The following is a 19527-nucleotide window of genomic DNA, read 5'->3' on the forward strand; positions in this document are numbered from 1 at the left end:
TTCTCCCGGACTACGCGCGGTTCGCATCGTCCGGGGCGCCCTCCCGGACGGCCCGCAGCACGGCCGGCAGCGCCGCCAGGAAGGCGTCCGCCTCCTGCTCGGTGAGCACCAGCGGCGGGGCGAGCCGCACGGCGTCCGGCACCGCGGCGTTCACCAGGAAGCCGGCCTCCTGCAGGCCCGCCTGGACCTCGGCCGCGACCGGCTCGGTGAGCACGATGCCCAGCAGCATCCCGGCCCCGCGCACGTGCGAGACCAGCGGGTCGCCGAGCGCCTCGACGCCGTGCCGCAGCCGCTCGCCGAGCTTGCGGGCGTGCTCCAGCAGGCCCTCGGACTCGATGGTGTCGAGCACCGCGAGGCCGGCCGCCGCGGCCACCGGGTTGCCACCGAAGGTGGTGCCGTGCTGGCCCGGGGTGAGCAGCTCGGCCGCCTCGCCGAAGGCCAGCACCGCGCCCATCGGCAGGCCGCCGCCGAGCGCCTTGGCGAGCGTGACGACGTCCGGCTCGATGCCCTCGAAGGCCTGGTGGGCGAACCAGTGGCCGGTGCGGCCGACGCCGGTCTGGATCTCGTCCAGCACCAGCAGGGTGCCGGTGGCGCGGGTGATCTCGCGGGCGGCGGCCAGGTAGCCGTCGGGCAGCGGGATCGCGCCGTTCTCGCCCTGGATCGGCTCCAGGAAGACGGCGGCGGTCTCGGTGGTGACGGCCGCGCGCAGCGCCTCGACGTCGCCGAACGGGACGTGGGTGACGTCGCCGGGCAGCGGGCGGAACGGCTCCTGCTTGGCGGGCTGGCCGGTGAGCGCGAGGGCGCCCATGGTGCGGCCGTGGAAGCCGCCCTGGAGGGCGACCAGGTGGGTGCGGCCGGTGCGGCGGCCGATCTTGAAGGCGGCCTCGTTGGCCTCGGCGCCGGAGTTGCAGAAGAACACCCGGCCGGGGCGGCCGTCCAGGCGCAGCAGCCGCTCGGCGAGGGCGACGGTGGGCTCCGCGATGAACAGGTTGGAGACGTGGCCGAGGGTGGCGATCTGCCGGCTCACGGCCTCGACGACGGCCGGGTGGGCGGTGCCGAGGGCGTTGACGGCGATGCCGCCGAGCAGGTCGGTGTACTCCTTGCCGTCGGCGTCCCAGAGCTTGCTGCCCTCGCCGCGGACCAGCGGGATCCGGGGGGTGCCGTAGTTGTCGGTGAAGGAGTGCTGCCAGCGCTCGGTGAGCTGGGCGTTGGAAGTCATGCGAGTCCCCCGGTCACGGTCGGTTCGTCGTCGGGCACGACCATCGTGCCGATGCCCTCGTCGGTGAAGATCTCCAGCAGCAGGCTGTGCGGCACCCGGCCGTCCAGGACGCGGGCGGTGCCGACGCCCGAGCGCACGGCGCGCAGGCAGCCCTCCATCTTGGGCAGCATGCCGCTGGCCAGCGTGGGCAGCAGTTCCTCCAGCTCGGAGGCGTCGAGCTGGCTGATCACGTCGTCGGAGTCCGGCCAGTCCTTGTAGAGGCCCTCGACGTCGGTGAGGACGACGAGCATCTCGGCGCCGAGCGCGGCCGCGAGGGCGGAGGCGGCGGTGTCGGCGTTGATGTTGTAGACGTGGCCGTCGGCGCCGCGGGCGATCGAGGAGATCACCGGGATGCGGCCGTCGGCGATCAGTCCCTTCACCGCGCCGGCCTCGATGTTGACGATGTCGCCGACCAGGCCGATGTCGACCTGCTCGCCGTCGACCACCGCGTACCGCTTGACGGCGGTCATGGTGTGGGCGTCCTCGCCGGTCAGGCCGACCGCGAACGGACCGTGCTGGTTGAGCAGGCCGACCAGTTCGCGCTGCACCTGGCCGGCGAGCACCATCCGGACCACGTCCATGGTCTCGGGGGTGGTGACCCGCAGGCCGTTGGTGAAGGAGGACTCCAGGCCGAGCTTGTCGAGCTGGGCGCTGATCTGCGGGCCGCCGCCGTGCACCACGACCGGGTGCAGGCCGGCGAAGCGCAGGAAGACGACGTCCTTGGCGAAGGCGGCCTTGAGCTCCTCGTCGACCATGGCGTTGCCGCCGAACTTGATCACCACGGTCTTGCCGTGGAAGCGCTCCAGCCACGGCAGGGCCTCGATGAGCGTCATGGCCTTGGGCAACGCGGTGTTGTTGCGGGCCTGTTCGCCCTTGGGTGCGATCTGCACTGTTCTGCTTCCCCGGCTCTGGTGGCGGCTGTCAGGTGGAGTAGGCGCTGTTCTCGTGCACGTAGTCGGCGGTGAGGTCGTTGGTCCACAGGGTGGCCCCGGCCTCGCCGGCGTTGAGGTTCGCGGTGATGACGACCTCGCGGCCGGTCATGTCGACGAGGTCGCGGTCCTCCCCCACGCTGCCGTCGCGGCAGACCCAGACGCCGTTGATGGCGACGTCCAGCCGGTCGGGGTCGAAGGCGGCGTCGGTGGTGCCGATCGCCGCCAGCACCCGGCCCCAGTTGGGGTCCTCGCCGTGGATGGCGCACTTGAGGAGGTTGTTGCGGCCGATCACCCGGGCGACGTCGACGGCCTCCTGCTCGGTGGCGGCGCCGGTGACGTCGATCCGGATGTCCTTGCTGGCACCCTCGGCGTCGCCGATCAGCTGGCGGGCGAGGTCGGCGCAGACGGTGCGGACGGCCTCGTCGAACTCGGCCGCCTCCGGGACGGTGCCGGTGGCGCCGGAGGCGAGCAGCAGCACGGTGTCGTTGGTGGACATGCAGCCGTCGGAGTCGATCCGGTCGAAGGTGGTGCGGGTGGCGTCGCGCAGCGCGGCATCCAGCGCGGCGGCGTCCACCGCGGCGTCGGTGGTGAGCACCACCAGCATGGTGGCCAGGCCCGGGGCGAGCATGCCGGCGCCCTTGGCCATGCCGCCGACGGTCCAGCCGGACGGGCTGGTGACCTGCGCGGTCTTGTGGACGGTGTCGGTGGTCTTGATGGCGATCGCGGCCTGCTCGCCGCCGGTGGCGCTGAGCGCGGCGGCGGCGGTGGTGACGCCGGGCAGCAGGATGTCCATCGGCAGCCGCACGCCGATCAGGCCGGTGGAGGCGACGGCGACCTCGCCGGCGTTGAGCTCCAGCTCGGCGGCGGCCTTCTCGGCGGTGGCGTGGGTGTCCTGGAAGCCGAGCGGGCCGGTGCAGGCGTTGGCGCCACCGGAGTTGAGGACGACGGCGGAGACGGTGCCGCCCTTGAGGACCTGCTCGGACCAGAGCACGGGGGCGGCCTTGACCCGGTTGGAGGTGAAGACGCCGGCGGCGGCGAGCGAGGGCCCGTCGTTGACGACGAGCGCGAGGTCGGGGGTGCCGGAGGCCTTGATCCCGGCGGTGACGCCGGCGGCCCGGAAGCCCTGGGCGGCGGTGACGCCGACGTTCTGGTGGTCGGTCACGGTGCGACTCCGTTCACGGGAAGGCCCAGCTCCTCGGGCAGGCCGAGGGCGATGTTCATGCTCTGCACCGCGCCGCCGGCGGTGCCCTTGACCAGGTTGTCGATCGCGCTGATCGCCACGATCCGCCCGGCGGCCGCGTCCAGGGCGACCTGCACCAGGGCGGCGTTGGAGCCGTAGACGCTGCTGGTCTGCGGCCACTGGCCCTCGGGCAGCAGGTGGACGAACGGCTCGTCGGCGAAGGCCTCGGCGTAGGCCGCCCGCAGCTCCTCGGCGCCCACGCCGGGCTTCGCCTTGGCGGAGCAGGTGGCGAGGATGCCGCGCGGCATCGGGACCAGGGTGGGGGTGAAGGAGACGGTGACCGGCTCGCCCGCGAGCGGGGTGAGGTTCTGGGACATCTCCGGGGTGTGCCGGTGGACGCCGCCGACGCCGTAGGCGCTGACGCTGCCCATCACCTCGCTGCCGAGCAGGTGGGTCTTGGCGGCCTTGCCGGCGCCGGAGGTGCCGGAGGCGGCGACGATCACCGCCTCGGGCTCGGCCAGGCCGGCCGCGTAGGCGGGGAACAGCGCCAGCGAGACGGCCGTCGGGTAGCAGCCGGGGACGGCGATCCGGTTGCTGCCCTTGAGCGCGGCGCGGTGGCCGGGCAGCTCGGGCAGGCCGTAGGGCCAGGTGCCGGCGTGCGCGGAGCCGTAGAACTGCTCCCAGTCGGCGGCGGCCCTGAGCCGGAAGTCGGCGCCGCAGTCGACGACCAGCACGTTCCCGCCGAGCGCCTCGGCGACGGCGGCGGACTGGCCGTGCGGCAGCGCCAGGAACACCACGTCGTGGTCGGCCAGCACCTCCGGGGTGGTCGGCTCCAGGACCCGGTCGGCCAGCGGCAGCAGGTGCGGCTGGAGCAGCCCCAGCCGGGTGCCCGCGTTCGAGCCGCCGGTCAGCGCCCCGATCTCCACCTCCGGGTGGCCGAGCAGCAGGCGCAGCACCTCACCGCCCGCGTATCCGCTCGCGCCGGCGACGGCGACTCGCAATGCCATGGCGTTCCTCCTTCGTCGTGGCATGAATATACGCAGTACGGAACATTCATGCAAGGAGTATGCGCAGGGCCGCCTGCCGGGTTCGGCCTCGGCGGGCCGCTCAGCGCTTGACGGCCTTGAGCACCACGAACTTCGGATTGCCCGCGACCGTGCGGCAGTTGCCGAACAGCCGGCGGAGCTTGACGTGGTAGCCGAGGTGGCGGTTGCCGACCACCCACAGTTCGCCGCCGGGGCGCAGCGCGCGGCGGGCGCCGGTGAACATCCGCCAGGCGGTGGCGTCGGTGGTGGCCTGGTGGGAGTGGAACGGCGGGTTGTTGAGGACGAGGTCCACCGAGCCGGCCGGCAGGCCCGCGTCGCCCAGCGCGTCGGCGGTGAGGAACTCGGCGGGGGCGTCCGGGCCGAGGTTGGCGCGGAAGGTCTCCTCGGCGGAGGCGACGGCCTGGTGGGACTCGTCGACGAAGACCAGCTCGGCGCCGGGGGCCGCGAGGGCGGCGGCGGTGCCGACCACGCCGTTGCCGCAGCCGAGGTCGACGATGCGGGCGCCGGGGGCGGCGGTGGGCAGGTGGGCGAGCAGGAAGCGGGTGCCGATGTCGAGGCGGTCGGCGCAGAAGGTGCCGGCGTGGTTGACCACGGTGCGCCCGGAGGCGGGGCCGATGCCGCCGGGCAGGGCGTAGCGGTGCGGCCAGGGGTTGGGGCCGGGCTCCAGCGCCGGGTCGGGGGTGCAGAGGATCAGCCGGGCCTTGCGGACCGCGAGCGAGGTGCGGGTGGGGCCGAGGATCCGCTCGAAGAGCCGCAGCGTGGAGGTGTGGATCTCGGTGGTCATGCCGGTGCCGAGGACCACGGTGTCCGGGTGGAGGGCCGGGGCGAGCCGGTGCAGCTGGTCCTCCAGCAGGGCGAGGCTCTTGGGGACGCGCACCAGCAGCACGTCGGTCCGCCCGGGCGGGGTGTCGCGGGTGGTGAGCAGGCGGGCCGCGGCGGGGTCGGCGCCGGCCCGGGCGAGGTTGGCCGCGGTGGCGCGCTGGGCGAGGTGGGAGTCGCTGATCTGGGTGATCCGCGCGGGTGCCTGCCCGGCGGGGGCGGTGGCGAGGGCGGTGGTGAGCGCGCCCCAGCGGTCGCCGAGGACGGTGACGGCACGGCCGGCCAGGGCGGTGGGCCCGCCCTCGGCGGAGTCGCTCTCCCCGGCCAGGTGCCGCATCAGGTACTCGTCGGCGGCGTCCCAGGCGCGCAGCCGCTCGCGCGGGTCCTCCGGGTAGCGGGTGAGGCCGAGGGTGCCCCACGGGGTCGGGAAGGGGGTCGCGGCGGCGGTGGCGAGCTGGTTCATCGCCGCCCAGGCTAGCCGACCGGCGCCCGGGCCGGCCGACCGGCGCCCGCGCGCGGACCGGGGCGGCGGCCGATACTGGGAGGGCCCGACGGAAGGGGCGAAGCCATGGACTGGAAGCTCGAGGTGGTGGTGGTCCCGGTGGCGGACGTCGACCGGGCGAAGCTCTTCTACGAGGAACAGGCCGGTTTCACCGTCGACCACGACAGCCGGATCCGGGACGGGGTGCGGGTGGTGCAGCTGACGCCGCCCGGCTCCAGTTGCTCGATCGTGGTGGGGACCGGGCTGACCGAGGCGCCGCCCGGTTCGCTGAAGGGGCTGCAGCTGGTGGTGCCGGACATTGACCGCGCGCACGCGGAGCTGGCGGCGCGGGGTGTGGAGGTGAGCCCGGTGCAGCACTTCGAGGACGGTGACCGGGTGGACGGGCGGGGCGAGCTGTGGAACTCGTTCGTCTTCTTCAGCGATCCCGACGGCAACGGCTGGGCCGTCCAGGAGGCGCCCGGCCGGCGCTGACCGGACGAGCCCGCCGCGGGCCTCGGGCCTGGGGCGTCGGGCCGCAGGCCTTAGGCTCGGAGGATGGTCGAAGACAAGGGAAGCGTCCGGGTGGACGCCTGGATCTGGTCGGTGCGGCTGGCCAAGACGCGCTCGGCCGCGGCGGCGGCGTGCAAGGCCGGGCACGTGCGGGTCAACGGCGAGCGGGCCAAGCCGGCGCAGGCGCTGAAGCCGGGTGACGAGGTCCGGGTGCGCCTGGAGGGGTGGGAGCGGGTCGTCGTGGTGACCAAGCTGATCCGCAAGCGGGTCGGCGCGGGGGTCGCCGCGGAGTGCCTGGTCGACAACAGCCCGCCGCCACCGGCGCGCGAGTTCGTCGCCGCGCCGGGCGTGCGGGACCGGGGCGCCGGGCGGCCGACCAAGCGCGACCGCCGCGAACTGGACGGCCTGCGCGGCGGCCGGTGACCCGCCCGGCGCGGCGTCCCGCAAGGCCACGGCAGCTTCCTGCCGAATTGGTCTCGACCATTGCCGTGGGTCCGGGAGGCGGAGGAGGCTCGCCACGAAGCACCGGGCGGGCAGTCCGGCGCTCGTGTCCGAAGAAGGAAGGCACCGGCATGGCCATGCGCAAGGCGGTCTCCACCATGGTTCTGGCCGGCCTGCTCGCGGCGGGCGGGCTGCTGGCCGCCCCGGCCGCCCAGGCCTCGACGACCAGGACCACCGGCTACGTCTACGTCGGCATGTACCCGAGCGGTGACGCGTGCCACGCCGCCGGCAAGGCCTATGTGGCCCGGGGCCAGGCGGTCTCGTACTTCTGCGACGTCCTCGACTTCTCCCCCTTCACGGCCCGGCTCTCCATCTGGGCCTGACCGCGTCGCGGACGGCCCGGCGGGGCGCTCGGCCGCCGGGCCGGCAGGCGGGAACCGCGCCGCTCAGGCGGCCAGGGTGTCGGTGCGGACCTGGGTCAGGAAGGTGTCCAGGTTGGCCACCGTGCGCGCGATCTGCTCCTCCAGCGGGAGTGAGGCGTCGGGCCGGGTGACCGAGGCGGACGTCCGGCGCCCGCGTACGTAGAGCGAGCAGGCGAGGTCGGCGCAGATGTAGGTGCCGACGGTGTTGCCCTCCCGCCCCGCCGCACCGGCCCGGCGGGCGGTGAGCAGCGCGACCCCGGAGCCCGCGTGGGCGGTGATGCACAGCGAGCAGACGTTGGTCTTGGTCATGCTGCGCCGGAACGAGGGCACCCGCAGGGTGACGCCGACCAGGTCGCCGCGGTGCTCGGCCACCAGATAGGCCCGGTCGGGCGCGCCCTGGTCCCGCCAGCCGAGGAAGTCGAGGTCCTCCCAGGGGAGTTCGGCCAGGCCCCGGGGCAGGTTCAGCCGCCGCGCCTCGCCCTTGGAACAGTTGACGAAGGACGCACGGATCTCGGGATCGGTCAGCGCTCGCATGTCCGGCAAGCTAACACCGCCCGGCCGCGCCCGTCGCCCGGTTTTTCCCCGTACGGGCGCGGCGCGCTCAGTCCACCGGGTGGACCGCCTGGACGGCGAGCCGGTGCGGGGCGTCGGCGCCGATCCCGGCCAGCAGCTCGTCGAGGTCGGAGAACACCTCCCAGCTCTCCCGCCCGGCCGCCCGCGCGAGGCGGGCCACCACCACGTCCTCCAGGTCGCGCACCCGGCTGTCCTTCCAGGCCTTGTCGGCCAGGCTGACCAGTAGGTCCTCCAGGGTGATCCCCGGCGCGCCCCAGCTGCCGTGGGTGCCGGCGAAGCGCGCCAGCCGCTCCGGCACGCCGCGGGCGAGCAGCAGCTCGTACCCGGCCCGCTCGTGCAGCGAGCCGGGGACGGAGAGCTCCTCGCGGTGGACGACCTTGCCGATGTCGTGGGTGGCGGCGCCGAACAGCACGGCCTCCCGGTCCACCGGCACCCCGTACCCGGCGCACCACTCGACGATCGCCCGGGCGACCTCGTGGACCAGCGAGAGGTGGGCGGTCAGCCGGGGCGGGGCGCCGACGGCGGCGAGCAGGTCGGCCGCGGGCCCGGGCAGCGGCGGGAGGTCCGCGCTCACGCGCGCTTGAAGGCGACGCCGGCGTAGGCCGAGACGTCCTGCCAGCCCTCGGGGAGGTCGCCGGTGCGGACGTGGCCGGCGTCGGGGCGCCAGAGCGGGAGCTGGACGAGGCCGGGCCCGGCGAACTCGAAGTCGCCGAAGAAGGGTTCGACGGCCGCCCGCGGGCGCAGCACCAGCGGGGCGCTGGCGCTGCGGTAGACCCGGGTGCCCTCGGCGGCGCTCTCCCGCGAGGCGAAGTCGGGGCTGCCGTGCGAGAGGATCAGCGCGCTGCCGGGAGCGAGCGCGTCGCGCAGGGTGCGGACGATCCGCTCGGCGCCGTCCTCGTCGCGGATGAAGTGCAGGACGGCGACCAGCATCAGGGCGACCGGCTCGCCGAGGTCCACGGCGGCGCGCAGCGCGGGGTGGGCGAGGATCGCCTCGGGCTCGCGCAGGTCCGCCTCGATGACCGAGGTGTGCCCGGACGGGTGGCCGGCGAGCAGGGCGCGCGCATGGGTGGCCACGATCGGGTCGTTGTCGACGTAGACGACCCGGGCGTCCGGGGCGACCCGGCGGGCGACCTCGCTGGTGGAGCCGATGGCGGGGATGCCGGTGCCGATGTCGACGAACTGCCGGATGCCCCGGCCGGCCGCGAACTCGACCGCTCGGCCGAGGAATTCGCGGTTGGTGCGGGCCAGCAGCCGCAGCGCCGGGTAGGCGGCGATGGCGGCCTCGGCGGCCTTGCGGTCGGCCTCGAAGTTGTCCTTGCCGCCGAGGTAGTAGTCGTACATCCGGGCCGTGTGCGGGACCCCGGTGTCGAGCTCGGTCGGCGGCTGCCAGTCGTCGGCGCGCGCCCACTCCCAGTCGGTGCCGGTGACGCCGCGCGCCACCGTGCTGTCCTCGCCCATCTTGCCGCCCCCTGGTGTCCGCGGTGTCCGGAGTCCGTGCTGCCGGACGGTTCCTGTCCCCTGCCCCGCGACCGGCGGGCGGCCGATGGCGGCCCCCACCGCACGGTGCGCCGTGATCGTAACCGACGACATGCCTTGGAAACAGCGGAAGTTCAGGTTTCCGCAGCATCCGAACCATGGTGTGTGTGCACGTCAACGACCGGTCCGGGAGGGCCCGGGCCGGACCTGTCCGGCGGTCGCCGCCGGCCGGCGCCGTCTCTATGCTGGCTGCCGATGACTGCCGACCGGCGCACCGTCCTGCGCACCACCGTCAAACTGGCCGCCCTCACCGCCGTCGGCGGCCTGTTCACCGCCTGCGGCGACCCCGGCCGCCGCCGGACCGATCCGGGGGCGTTCGCCGTCCGCCCGGCGTCGCCGGACCCGTCGGGCACCGTGGACCCGGCCTGGCCCGGCGGCGAGGGGCCGGCCTCCCCGGCGCCCGACGCGGCGACGGCCGCCCCCTCCGACCCGCCCGCCGCCGTCGCGGCCGCCGCCACCGCGCCGCCCGCCCCGCCGGTGCTGCCGCCGCTGGCGCCCGGCACCCCGGTGGAGGTCGCGAACGGGCCGCGCAACGGCCGCGGTGTCGCGCTGACCTTCCACGGCAGCGGTGACCCGGCGCTCGCCACCGCGTTGCTGGAGATCGCCGAGCGGCGCGGGGTCGGACTCACCGTGATGGTCGTCGGCAGCTGGCTGGACCAGCAGCCGCAGATGGCCCGGCGGATCCTGGACGGCGGCCACGAGCTGGGCAACCACACCCAGAACCACCAGAACATCTCCACCATGGCCCCGGACCGGGCGCGCGCCGAGATCGCCCAGTGCGCGGAGCGGCTGCAGCGGCTCACCGGCTCGATCGGCCGCTGGTTCCGCCCGTCGGCCGCCCAGTACGCGACGCCGATGGTGCGGGAGCAGGCGAAGGCGGTCGGGTACGAGCACGTGCTCTCCTTCGACGTGGACCCGCGCGACTACGCCGACCCGAACGCCGCCGAGCTGCAGCGCCGGGTGCTCGGCTCGGTGCGCGGCGGCTCGGTGGTCGCCCTGCACCTGGGCCACCGCTGCACGGTCGACGCGCTGCCCGGCATCCTCGACGGCCTCGGCAAGGCCGGCCTCACCCCGGTGACCGCGAGCCGCCTCTTCGCCTGACGCCGGGGCACGGGGGCCGCCGGGCCGGAGCGCGCGTGGCCCGGCGTCGCGCGTCCGGCGGGAGCCCTCGGACGCCCCCGGTGCCCGTGGCATGCTTCGGGGATGCGGTACATCATCATCGGGGCGGGTGCGGTGGGCGGCACGATCGGTGCCCGGCTGCACGAGGGCGGGCACGAGGTGGTCCTGGTGGCGCGCGGCGCGCACCTGGCGGCGCTGCGCGCGGAGGGCCTGCGGTTCGGCACCCCGGAGGGGGTGCGGACGCTGCGGATCCCGGCGGCCGGCGGTCCGCCGGAGGTGGAGCTGCGGGCGGACGACGTCCTGGTGCTCGCCGTGAAGACGCAGGACACCGCCGCCGCGCTCGCCGCGTGGGCGCCGTGCCCGGTGGCCGGGGGCGGGACGGCCGCCGAGCGGCTGCCGCTGGTGTGCGCGCAGAACGGGGTGGAGAACGAGCGGCTCGCGCTGCGGCTGTTCCGCGAGGTGCTGGCGATGTGCGTGTGGATGCCGTCCACCCATCTGGCGCCGGGCCGGGTGAGCGCCGGCGGCACGCCGGTGAGCGGGGTGCTGCGGCTGGGCGGCTACCCGTCGGGCACCGGCGGGCCGCGGGCCGCCGCGATCGCCGCCGACCTCGGCGCCTCGGGCTTCAACGCCCCGGTGGAGGCCGACGTGATGAGCTGGAAGTACGCCAAGCTGCTCGGCAACCTCGGCAACGCGCTGGACGCGGTGGCCGGACAGCGCGGGGACGAGGCGCTGCGGGCGCTGCAGGAGCGGGTGGGCGCCGAGGGCGCGGCGGTGCTGGCGGCCGCCGGCATCGCCCACCGGGACCCGGCCGAGCAGGCCCGCGCGGTGCGCGAGTCGCTGCGGCTGGCGCCGGTGGACGGCGAGCGGCGGAGCGGTTCGTCGTCCTGGCAGAGCCTGGCGCGCGGCACCGGCTCGATCGAGGCGGACCACCTGAACGGCGAGATCGCGCTGCTGGCCCGGCTGCACGGGGTGGCGGCGCCGCTCAACGAGGCGCTGCAGCGCCTGGCCGGGGAGTTCGCCCGCACCGGCCGGGCGCCGGGCTCGCTGACCGATCGGGAGCTGGCGGCGCTCACCGCGCTCTGAGCGCTCAGCCCATCGGGTCGTCGGGCCCGTAGGGGCGCAGCCGAAGCGTGCGGGCGTCCAGCTCGCGGATCTCTCCGGCGCGGCGCACGATCTCCTCCAGGTTGTCCCGGCCGGCGTGCAGGAAGCGCCCGTGCAGCCCGTCGAAGCGGCCGCGGGCGGCGTCCACGGTGACGGCGACCATGTACGGGATGGAGCCCCAGGTCGTGGTGTCGTGGAACATCGGCATGCCGGCGGTCATGTCGGTCTCGACCGCGCCGGGGCTGATGTCGAGGATCACCACGCGGTGCTCGGCGAGCGAGTCGGCGAGGTTGTCGGAGAGCTGGAGCAGCGCGCCCTTGGAGGTGGCGTACGCGGTGTAGTGGCCGTCGGGGCGCAGCGCGAAGCCGGAGTTGAGGTTGACGACGCGCCCGCGGCGACGCTCGACCATGCCGGGCAGCACACAGCGCAGCAGGTTGTAGGGGCCGCGCAGGTTGACCTCGACGACCTGCCACCACTGGTTGACGTCGGTCTCCCAGAGCGGGACCTCGGCGGCGTCGATCTGGCCGGCGTTGTTGACCAGCAGGTCGACCGGGCCGAGGTCGCGTTCGACCAGGCGCACGGCCTCGCGGACCGAGCCGGGGCGGGTGACGTCGGCGGTGACGGCGACGCCGCGCGAGCCGTGCCGCACGCACTCCTTGAGGGTGTCGGTGAGGGTCTCCTGGGTGCGGCCGAGGAGGCCGACGGCCATGCCCTCGGCGGCCAGGCCGATGGCGAGCTCCCGGCCGATGCCGCGGCCGGCGCCGGTGACCAGGGCGACCTGTCCCGTGAGCGATCCCGTCGGCATGCCCGTGCTCCCTCCGTCCGTCCAGGACCACCCGCGGTCCGGCCCCGCATTCTGTCGCCCGGCGGGCCGGGCGGGACGGGAGCGCACCCGCGACGCGGGCGGGCCCACCCGTTCGGGGGAACCCGCGGGCCGCGGAGTCCACCCGGAGTCCGCCGGGGAGGGGATGACCTACTCACCGGTAGGGAGTAGTAACGTCGTCGGGACGGTACACCGGTCCGCACATACCGGTGCGTCCGAACCGCCGGACAGCAGCCGCTGGGCCACTTGTCGCTGGGCGACCCCCAGCACCACCGAAGGGCAACTGAGTGAGTGACATCGCGCGCGTCGGAGTGATCGGCTGCGGACTCATGGGGTCGGGCATCGCGGAGGTCTTCGCCCGGGCGGGGCTGGACGTCCTGGTCGCCGAGGCCAGTGGGGAGGCGCTGGAGTTCGGGCGCGCCCGGCTGACCAACTCGCTGGACACCGCCGTGAAGCGCGGCAAGCTGACGGAGGAGCAGCGGGACGAGGCGCTGTCCCGGCTGGCGTTCACCGTCGACCTGGCGGACTTCGCGGACCGCGACCTGGTGGTCGAGGCGGTCGCCGAGCGCGAGGACGTCAAGGTGAAGATCTTCGAGACGCTGGACCGGGTGGTCGAGCGGCGGGACGCGATCCTCGCCTCGAACACCTCCTCGATCCCGATCGTCAAGCTGGCGGCCGCCACCTCCCGCCCGGAGCAGGTGATCGGCCTGCACTTCTTCAACCCGGCGCCGGTGCAGAAGCTGGTCGAGGTGATCCCGACCCTGACCACCTCGGCCGCCACCACCGACCGGGTGGAGGCATTCGCCACCGAGGTGCTGCACAAGGCCCCGATCCGCGCCCGCGACCGGGCCGGCTTCGTGGTGAACGCGCTGCTGGTGCCGTACCTGCTGTCCGCGGTGCGGATGTTCGAGACGGGCGTGGCGACCGCCTCCGACATCGACAAGGGCATGGAGGCCGGCTGCGCCCACCCGATGGGGCCGCTGCGGCTGTGCGACCTGATCGGCCTGGACACCATCGTCTCGATCGCCGAGTCGATGTACGACGAGTACAAGGAGCCGCTGTACGCCGCTCCCCCGCTGCTGTCCCGGATGGTCGACGCGGGTCTGCTGGGCCGCAAGTCCGGCCGCGGCTTCTACGACTACACCGCCACCGCCTGACGACGACGGCGGCGCGCATGTGACGGGGCCCGGGAGCGGTATCCATCTCCCGGGCCCCTGATGTGCCACCCAATTGCTGCGCACCGGCACGTTTAAGGGTGTGGGTCAGTTTCACAGCGTCGCTCTGCCGTTAAAGCTACCGCGCCATGGAGAGGCGCAGACGGGAGTCGAACCCGCAACCTACGCTGTAGCGCACACCCGGTCGATCCGGCGCTCGGCGGCGAATGCTGAGACTTGAGCGAGAGTCTGAGTCTTACGGGGCGCCTCTGCCACTTGGGCTACCCCGGCACGTGGTGCCGGAGGAGGGATTCGAACCCCCACTGTTTCCCCGGTATCAGCTTCGACTTCAGTGTCAGCTTGCGCTTTTCGCGCCACCCCCGGTCTCACCCGGGGGGCTCATGGGGCTACCCGAACAGGTAGCCGAACACCGCGTCGCCGACCCGCTGGTCGTCGACCTCGGCGCCGTTGGCCTCCTCGCGGGCGAACTGGACGGCCTGCTGGAGCTTCTCGACCCGCTCCAGGAGCTCGTTGACCCGTCGGGCGGGCAGGGCGCCGGAGAACTTCACGGTCGTCCAGTAGCCGATCGCGACGTCCTCGTAGTAGACCTCGACCTGCGCCGGGTGCTTCTCGGTGGCCTCGGCCTTGACGTGGTTGCGCGGCACCTTCTTGGTGCGGATGGTGCGCACCGCCTCGGTCTTCCAGGCGTCGGTGGACGGGTCGTGGCTCCAGGCCTCGGCGGCGTCCAGGACGGGCAGCTTGCGGACGAAGGTCCGCAGGTCGGTGAGCTGCTTCTCCAGGAAGAGCAGGTAGGTGACCGGCACCCGGGCGATCAGCGTGCGGCCGTCGACGACGACGTCGGCGCGGGCCTCGGTGTTGGCCCAGTCCTTGGTCGCGGTGACGTCGAACAGCCGGGTCAGGGTGGTGGCCGTCGCCCGCAGGACGTCCTCGGCCATGACCTGGACCCGGGTGGACTCGGGGGGAAGCTGCTCGCCCTCCTCGTCCTTGGGCTGGTACGTCCGGGAGATGCCGGCCAGCAACGGGGTCTTCTGCAGGTCTTGGTGGGACTGCGTCAGCTCCTGGAAGGACTTCGACTTGACGCCCTTTTCGACGGCGATGATCTGGTTCAGCTTTGCCACGCCGGGGACGCTACCAGCGCGCGTGTTCGGGCGTCATCCGAATAAAGCCCCGGCGGCGGGAGGGCCGGTCGGCACCGGACCCTCCCGCCACCGCGCGGCGGCGCGTCAGCTGTTGATGACGTAGCTGTCGCCGTAGACCTTCCACTTCAGCGGCGGGTTGAGGTCGAAGTTCTTGGCGTTGAGGAAGACCAGCTGCTCGGTGTCGACCCGGCTGGTGTCGGAGTGGGCGTCCTCCTGCTTCATGATCACCTTGCGGGCGTCCAGGAAGGCCTTGAGGTAGGTGGCCTCGTCGCCGCCCTGGGCCGGGGTCCTGGCCTTCTTCATGGCGGCGCTGCGGATGCCGCCGAAGCTGTCGGAGCTGGTGCCGGGGCCGTGCATGACGATGGCGTCGTAGTAGATGAACTGGCCGAGCGCGCGCAGGCCGTCGGCCTTGGCCTGCTTGACCGAGGGGTTGAAGTAGACCCGGTCGCGCTCCTCGTTCTGGGCCTGCTGGAAGATGGTGTCCTTGGCGGCGGTGGCCCAGTCGCGCTCGAAGGCGGAGCCGAGGCCGGAGTGCGAGTCGGTGCCGTTGACCTTGCGCAGCGCCGGGAGGTACTTGGCGAGGATGTTGCCCGGCTTGAGGTCGGTGTAGTGCTCGACGAGTTCGAGCATGTCGCCGGTGCCGGAACAGAAGCCGATGATGCCGGCGGTGTAGCCGCGGCCGTCGTTGATGTCCTCGATGTACTTGTACTGGGCCTTCCAGTCGAGCGAGGAGTTCTCGGCGCTGGACACCAGCTGCATGGCGATGTCCTTCTTGTGCGGGTCGTCCAGGCCCACCGCGGCGAGCCGGACGGTGCCGGCGGCGGGGGCGGCGTGGACGGTGCCGGCGGCCGCGACGGTGGCCGGGGCGGCGACCAGCAGGGCGGCGAGGGCGAGGCGGGCGGTGCGGGCGGTGCGGTGCTGGGTACGCATCTGACGCTCCGTTTCCCTGGGCCCGGGCATGGGGGTGGCCCGGACTCGTGAGAGTTAGGAAAGTTTCCTAACTTGATTGAAGCGTTCACGCCGGGCGCGGCGCAAGGGGATTGCCCGCAAAGGCACGCCGAAGGGCACGCGCAAGGGCCCCGGCCGGTGATCCCGGCCGGGGCCCTTGCGTCAGCGCGCCGATTCGGCGTCAGGCGCCGCGCAGCACCGCGCCGGTGCGGGCGACCGCCTCGGCGACGGCCGCCTCGCGGGCGGCGCTCGCCTCGTCGGCGGTCAGCGTGCGGTCCGCGGCGCGGAACCGCAGCGCGTACGCCAGCGACTTCTTGCCCGCGCCGACCTGCTCACCGGTGAAGACGTCGAACAGCCGGATGGCCTCCAGCAGCTCACCGGCCCCGGCGCGCAGCGCGGCCTCCACGTCGGCGGCCTGCACGGCGTCGTCGACGATCAGCGCGACGTCCTGGGTGGCCACCGGGAAGCCGGAAACCGCCGGGCCCTCGACCCGCGCGGCGCCGTCGGCGGCCAGCAGGTCCAGGTCCAGCTCCATCGCGCCGGTGCGCTCGGGCAGGCCCATCGCCTTGACGACGCGCGGGTGCAGCTCACCGGCGTGGCCGACCACGCGGTCGGTGCCGGCCACCACCAGCTCGGCGCAGCGGCCCGGGTGCCACGGCATCAGCCGGCCCTGGCGGGCGGTCAGCTCGACGCCGGCGGCGCGGGCCACCGTGCGGGCGGCCTCGATGGCGTCGGCCCAGGACGCCGGAGCGCCCTTGCCCCACCAGCCGGACGGCAGCCGCTCGCCGGCCAGCGCGACGGCGACCCGGCGCGGCTGGTGCGGCAGCGCGGCGTCCAGCGCGGCCAGCTCCTCGTCGCTGGGCCGGCGGTCGACGGCCGGGCGCGGGGCGACCGACAGCTCGTCCTTCGGCAGGAACACCGTGCCCGTCTCGAAGATCGCCAGGTCGGTGTTGCCGCGGCCGACGTTGCGGCGCAGCGCCCCGAGCAGGCCCGGCAGCAGCGTGGTGCGCAGCCCCGGCTCCTCGTCGTTGAGCGGGTTGACCAGGGTGACGGTCCGCCGCCGCCGGTCCTCCGGCTCCAGGCCGAGCGCCTCGAACGAGGCCTCACCGACGAACGGGTAGTTGTTGACCTCGACGTAGCCGGCGCCGGCCAGCGCGACGCCGACCCGCCGGTGCATCCGCTGGGCCTCGGTCAGGCCCTTGCCCGGCGGGACGGTGGGCATCCGGGCGGGGACGTTGTCGTAGCCCTCCAGCCGGATGACCTCCTCGGCGAGGTCGTACGGGTCGGTGAGGTCGGGGCGCCAGGTCGGCGGGGTGACCTCCAGGACGTCGGCGCCGGCGACCGAGCAGCCGATCTCCTGCAGGCGCCGGGTGACGGTCTCGCGGCCGTACACGGTGCCGGCGACCCGGTCGGGCAGGTCGGCGGCGATGGTGATGGTGCGCACCGGGTGCGGGGCGGCGATGTCGGTGACACCGGCCTCGGCGGTACCGCCGGCGATCAGCACCAGCAGGTCGACGGCGCGCTGCGCGGCGGCGCGGGCGGCCTCCGGGTCGACGCCGCGCTCGAAGCGCTTGGACGCCTCGGAGGGCAGCTTGTGCCGCTTGGCGCCGCGGGCGATGGCGACCGGGTCGAAGTGCGCCGCCTCGATGATCACCTCGGTGGTGCCCGGGCCGGCGGCCGGGTCGAGGATCTCGGTGGAGGCGCCGCCCATGACGCCGGCCAGGCCGATCGGGCCGCTGTTGTCGCAGATCAGCAGGTCCTCGGCGGACAGCGTGCGCTTGACGCCGTCGAGGGTGGTGAGGCTCTCGCCCGCCTCGGCCCGGCGGACCGTGATCGGGCCGTCGACGCGCTGCTTGTCGTAGGCGTGCAGCGGCTGGCCGACCTCCAGCATCACGTAGTTGGTGATGTCGACGGCCAGCGAGATCGGGCGGATGCCCGCCTTCTGCAGCCGGCGCTGGAGCCAGATCGGGGACTTGGCGGCCGGGTCGAGGCCGACGACGGTGCGGGCCACGAAGCGGTCGCAGCCGGCCGGGTCGCTGACCTTCACCAGGTAGCCGAAGGAGTTGGCCGGCGGCACGTCGAGCAGCGCCGGGTCGGCCAGCGGCAGCCCGTAGGCGGCCGCCGCCTCGCGGGCGACGCCGCGCATGGACAGGCAGTAGCCGCGGTCCGGGGTGACGGCGATGTCGAGCACCTCGTCGACGAGCTGGAGCAGCTCGATCGCGTCGGTGCCGGGCTCGTACTCGGGCGGGAGCACGATGATGCCGTTGTGGTCGTCGCCCATGCCGAGCTCGCGGGCCGAGCAGATCATGCCGGCCGAGGTCTGGCCGTAGGTCTTGCGGGCCGCGATCGGGAACGGGCCGGGCAGCACGGCGCCGGGCAGGACCACGACGACCTTGTCGCCGACGGCGAAGTTGCTGGCGCCGCAGACGATCTCCTGCGGCTCACCGGTGCCGTTGGCGTCGCCGACGTTGACGAAGCAGTGCCGGATCGGCTTCTTGAAGCCGGTCAGCTCCTCGATGGAGAGCACCTCGCCGACCACCAGCGGGCCCTTGAGGTCGCCGCCGAGCTGCTCGACGGTCTCGACCTCCAGGCCGGCCCGGACCAGCCGCTCGGCCACGTCGCGGCCGGTCTCGCCGGCCGGCAGGTCGACGTACTCGCGCAGCCAGGAAAGCGGGACGCGCATCAGATCTCCATCCCGAACGGGAGGGTGAAGCGCACGTCACCCTCGACCATGTCGCGCATGTCGGCGACGTTGTGACGGTTCATCAGGATCCGCTCCAGGCCCAGGCCGAAGGCGAACCCGCTGTAGCGGTTGGGGTCCACGCCGCAGGCGACCAGCACCCGCGGGTTGACCACGCCGCAGCCGCCGAGCTCGATCCAGCCCTCGGAGCCGCAGGTGCGGCAGGGGCGGTCCGGGTTGCCGACCGACTCGCCGCGGCACACGAAGCACTGCAGGTCGATCTCGGCGCTCGGCTCGGTGAACGGGAAGTAGGAGGGCCGCCAGCGCAGCTCCAGGCCGTCGCCGATCAGGGTCGAGACCAGCTGCTCGATGGTGCCCTTGAGGTCGGCGAAGGTGATGCCCTCGTCCACCGCCAGGCCCTCGACCTGCCGGAAGACCGGGGTGTGGGTGGCGTCCAGCTCGTCGGTGCGGTAGACCCGGCCGGGGCAGACCACGTAGACGGGGGGCTCGCGGTCGAGCATGGTGCGGGCCTGGACCGGGGAGGTCTGGGTGCGCAGCACCACGCCGGAGTCGGCGGAGCCGTCCGGGGCCTGGACGAAGAAGGTGTCCTGCATGGAGCGGGCCGGGTGGTCCGGGCCCAGGTTGAGGGCGTCGAAGTTGAGCCACTCGGCCTCGACCTCGGGGCCCTCGGCGACCTGGTAGCCCATCGCGACGAAGGTGTCCTCGATGCGCTCGGCCAGCGTGGTCAGCGGGTGGCGGGCGCCGCGCGGGGTGCGGTCGTAGGGCAGGGTGACGTCCACCGCCTCCTCGACCAGCACCCGGGCGTCCCGCTCGGCCTCCAGTTCGGCCTGCCGCTTGGCGAGCGCCTGGTTGACGGCGCCCCGGGCCTGGCCGATCAGCTTGCCGGCGGCGGCCTTGGCGTGCGGGGGGAGGGCGCCGATCTCGCGGTTGGCGAGGGACAGGGCGGAGCGGTCGCCGGTGTGGGCGACCTTGGCCTGCTTCAGCTCGTCGAGGCTGGTGGCGGCGGCGAACGCGGCGACGGCCTCGTCCCGGGCCGCCTCCACCACCTCGGGCTTGAGGGCCTCGACCTCGACCGGGTCGTACGACTTGTTGGGTGCCGACATCTCTATCTTTCCCGTGCTCCTGCTCGTCCGTGCTCAGGTAAGGGGCTCGTGCCTTCGCGTCACGCCCGGCGTGGCCGGGGCACGGGCAGCCGTTCTCCGAACCGGGGAGGCGGGGTGTCCGCGGCGCGGCCGCGCAGGGCGTTCCACAACGCCAAAGGTCGAGTGTAGTCGCAGCGCGTAGCGCGGCTGCCGTCAAGCCCGCCCGGGGGACCGCCCAGCG

Annotated in this window: 19 protein-coding genes; 6 read left to right on the forward strand and 13 right to left on the reverse strand. The window is 74.0% G+C overall.

Translation table 11 applies throughout. From position 1 onward, the window contains the following. Positions 1-10: 10 nt before the first annotated feature. The 5 genes from ABTX81_RS16040 to ABTX81_RS16060 form a co-directional block, all read right to left on the reverse strand. Entirely contained in the window at positions 11-1219 is a 1209-nt protein-coding gene (locus ABTX81_RS16040; RefSeq protein ID WP_350545240.1) for an acetylornithine transaminase, read from the reverse strand. Next, the gene (gene argB, locus ABTX81_RS16045) at positions 1216-2091 is read right to left on the reverse strand and encodes an acetylglutamate kinase (protein ID WP_350545592.1); all 876 of its coding nucleotides are present in this window, start codon (positions 2089-2091) and stop codon (positions 1216-1218) included. Before argB ends, ABTX81_RS16040 begins: the two co-directional genes overlap by 4 nt. A gap of 88 nt (positions 2092-2179) precedes the next feature. After that, positions 2180-3352: a bifunctional glutamate N-acetyltransferase/amino-acid acetyltransferase ArgJ gene (argJ, locus tag ABTX81_RS16050; RefSeq protein ID WP_350545244.1), complete on the reverse strand. Its 1173-nt coding sequence runs from the start codon at positions 3350-3352 to the stop codon at positions 2180-2182. Further along, complete coding sequence (gene argC / locus ABTX81_RS16055; protein ID WP_350545247.1) at positions 3349-4377, reverse strand: N-acetyl-gamma-glutamyl-phosphate reductase; 1029 nt, start codon at positions 4375-4377, stop codon at positions 3349-3351. The genes argJ and argC overlap by 4 nt, the downstream gene beginning before the upstream one ends. A 100-nt stretch (positions 4378-4477) precedes the next feature. Next, positions 4478-5698, reverse strand: a complete 1221-nt coding sequence (locus tag ABTX81_RS16060; RefSeq protein ID WP_350545250.1) for a methyltransferase — start codon at positions 5696-5698, stop codon at positions 4478-4480. 105 nt (positions 5699-5803) lie between these two features. Between ABTX81_RS16060 and ABTX81_RS16065 the strand changes: the two genes are divergently transcribed. The 3 genes from ABTX81_RS16065 to ABTX81_RS16075 all read left to right on the forward strand — a co-directional run bounded on the left by ABTX81_RS16065 (position 5804) and on the right by ABTX81_RS16075 (position 7050). Then, positions 5804-6208: a VOC family protein gene (locus ABTX81_RS16065; protein WP_350545253.1), complete on the forward strand. Its 405-nt coding sequence runs from the start codon at positions 5804-5806 to the stop codon at positions 6206-6208. A 63-nt stretch (positions 6209-6271) separates the two neighbouring features. After that, entirely contained in the window at positions 6272-6649 is a 378-nt protein-coding gene (locus ABTX81_RS16070; RefSeq protein WP_350545256.1) for an RNA-binding S4 domain-containing protein, read from the forward strand. Between the two features lie 149 nt (positions 6650-6798). After that, positions 6799-7050: a hypothetical protein gene (locus tag ABTX81_RS16075; RefSeq protein WP_350545258.1), complete on the forward strand. Its 252-nt coding sequence runs from the start codon at positions 6799-6801 to the stop codon at positions 7048-7050. A 63-nt stretch (positions 7051-7113) separates the two neighbouring features. On the opposite strand, the gene ABTX81_RS16080 is transcribed toward ABTX81_RS16075, so the two are convergent. The 3 genes from ABTX81_RS16080 to ABTX81_RS16090 form a co-directional block, all read right to left on the reverse strand. After that, on the reverse strand, positions 7114-7623 hold the full coding sequence (locus tag ABTX81_RS16080) for an FBP domain-containing protein (RefSeq protein ID WP_350545261.1): 510 nt from the start codon (positions 7621-7623) through the stop codon (positions 7114-7116). Positions 7624-7690: 67 nt separating this feature from the next. Further along, a complete protein-coding gene (locus ABTX81_RS16085) occupies positions 7691-8236 on the reverse strand; it encodes an HD domain-containing protein (protein WP_350545264.1) in 546 nt (181 codons plus the stop codon). After that, positions 8233-9120 (reverse strand): SAM-dependent methyltransferase, encoded by an 888-nt coding sequence (locus ABTX81_RS16090; RefSeq protein ID WP_350545266.1) that lies wholly within the window; start codon positions 9118-9120, stop codon positions 8233-8235. The genes ABTX81_RS16085 and ABTX81_RS16090 overlap by 4 nt, the downstream gene beginning before the upstream one ends. A gap of 273 nt (positions 9121-9393) precedes the next feature. Here ABTX81_RS16090 and ABTX81_RS16095 point away from each other — a divergent pair, with 273 nt between their 5' ends. Both ABTX81_RS16095 and ABTX81_RS16100 read left to right on the forward strand, forming a co-directional pair. After that, a complete protein-coding gene (locus tag ABTX81_RS16095) occupies positions 9394-10299 on the forward strand; it encodes a polysaccharide deacetylase family protein (RefSeq protein WP_350545267.1) in 906 nt (301 codons plus the stop codon). Positions 10300-10401: 102 nt separating this feature from the next. Then, entirely contained in the window at positions 10402-11400 is a 999-nt protein-coding gene (locus ABTX81_RS16100) for a ketopantoate reductase family protein (protein WP_350545269.1), read from the forward strand. A 4-nt stretch (positions 11401-11404) separates the two neighbouring features. Here ABTX81_RS16100 and ABTX81_RS16105 read toward each other — a convergent pair whose 3' ends face one another. Then, on the reverse strand, positions 11405-12223 hold the full coding sequence (locus ABTX81_RS16105; RefSeq protein WP_350545272.1) for an SDR family NAD(P)-dependent oxidoreductase: 819 nt from the start codon (positions 12221-12223) through the stop codon (positions 11405-11407). A gap of 305 nt (positions 12224-12528) precedes the next feature. Here ABTX81_RS16105 and ABTX81_RS16110 point away from each other — a divergent pair, with 305 nt between their 5' ends. Continuing rightward, positions 12529-13398, forward strand: a complete 870-nt coding sequence (locus ABTX81_RS16110; protein WP_350545275.1) for a 3-hydroxybutyryl-CoA dehydrogenase — start codon at positions 12529-12531, stop codon at positions 13396-13398. A gap of 404 nt (positions 13399-13802) precedes the next feature. On the opposite strand, the gene ABTX81_RS16115 is transcribed toward ABTX81_RS16110, so the two are convergent. From ABTX81_RS16115 to pheS, 4 genes are all read right to left on the reverse strand, one after another. Next, a complete protein-coding gene (locus ABTX81_RS16115) occupies positions 13803-14534 on the reverse strand; it encodes a DUF7873 family protein (RefSeq protein WP_350545278.1) in 732 nt (243 codons plus the stop codon). Positions 14535-14639: 105 nt separating this feature from the next. After that, a complete protein-coding gene (locus ABTX81_RS16120) occupies positions 14640-15485 on the reverse strand; it encodes a chitosanase (RefSeq protein ID WP_350545281.1) in 846 nt (281 codons plus the stop codon). Positions 15486-15684: 199 nt separating this feature from the next. Next, positions 15685-18186, reverse strand: a complete 2502-nt coding sequence (gene pheT, locus ABTX81_RS16125) for a phenylalanine--tRNA ligase subunit beta (RefSeq protein WP_350545284.1) — start codon at positions 18184-18186, stop codon at positions 15685-15687. Beyond that, a complete protein-coding gene (pheS, locus tag ABTX81_RS16130; RefSeq protein ID WP_350545287.1) occupies positions 18186-19307 on the reverse strand; it encodes a phenylalanine--tRNA ligase subunit alpha in 1122 nt (373 codons plus the stop codon). The genes pheT and pheS overlap by 1 nt, the downstream gene beginning before the upstream one ends. Positions 19308-19527: the final 220 nt, after the last annotated feature.

The organism is Kitasatospora sp. NPDC097605, from assembly GCF_040302725.1.
In the GTDB taxonomy this organism is placed as follows: Bacteria; Actinomycetota; Actinomycetes; order Streptomycetales; family Streptomycetaceae; genus Kitasatospora.

Bases quoted from the DNA above. Each gene is read 5' to 3' on its own strand.
- ABTX81_RS16040 (WP_350545240.1), bottom strand. From the start codon at position 1,219: ATGACTTCCAACGCCCAGCTCACCGAGCGCTGGCAGCACTCCTTCACC.
- argB (WP_350545592.1), bottom strand. From the start codon at position 2,091: ATGACGCTCATCGAGGCCCTGCCGTGGCTGGAGCGCTTCCACGGCAAG.
- argC (WP_350545247.1), bottom strand. From the start codon at position 4,377: ATGGCATTGCGAGTCGCCGTCGCCGGCGCGAGCGGATACGCGGGCGGT.
- ABTX81_RS16060 (WP_350545250.1), bottom strand. From the start codon at position 5,698: ATGAACCAGCTCGCCACCGCCGCCGCGACCCCCTTCCCGACCCCGTGG.
- ABTX81_RS16065 (WP_350545253.1), top strand. From the start codon at position 5,804: ATGGACTGGAAGCTCGAGGTGGTGGTGGTCCCGGTGGCGGACGTCGAC.
- ABTX81_RS16070 (WP_350545256.1), top strand. From the start codon at position 6,272: ATGGTCGAAGACAAGGGAAGCGTCCGGGTGGACGCCTGGATCTGGTCG.
- ABTX81_RS16075 (WP_350545258.1), top strand. From the start codon at position 6,799: ATGGCCATGCGCAAGGCGGTCTCCACCATGGTTCTGGCCGGCCTGCTC.
- ABTX81_RS16080 (WP_350545261.1), bottom strand. From the start codon at position 7,623: ATGCGAGCGCTGACCGATCCCGAGATCCGTGCGTCCTTCGTCAACTGT.
- ABTX81_RS16090 (WP_350545266.1), bottom strand. From the start codon at position 9,120: ATGGGCGAGGACAGCACGGTGGCGCGCGGCGTCACCGGCACCGACTGG.
- ABTX81_RS16095 (WP_350545267.1), top strand. From the start codon at position 9,394: ATGACTGCCGACCGGCGCACCGTCCTGCGCACCACCGTCAAACTGGCC.
- ABTX81_RS16100 (WP_350545269.1), top strand. From the start codon at position 10,402: ATGCGGTACATCATCATCGGGGCGGGTGCGGTGGGCGGCACGATCGGT.
- ABTX81_RS16105 (WP_350545272.1), bottom strand. From the start codon at position 12,223: ATGCCGACGGGATCGCTCACGGGACAGGTCGCCCTGGTCACCGGCGCC.
- ABTX81_RS16120 (WP_350545281.1), bottom strand. From the start codon at position 15,485: ATGCGTACCCAGCACCGCACCGCCCGCACCGCCCGCCTCGCCCTCGCC.
- pheT (WP_350545284.1), bottom strand. From the start codon at position 18,186: ATGCGCGTCCCGCTTTCCTGGCTGCGCGAGTACGTCGACCTGCCGGCC.
- pheS (WP_350545287.1), bottom strand. From the start codon at position 19,307: ATGTCGGCACCCAACAAGTCGTACGACCCGGTCGAGGTCGAGGCCCTC.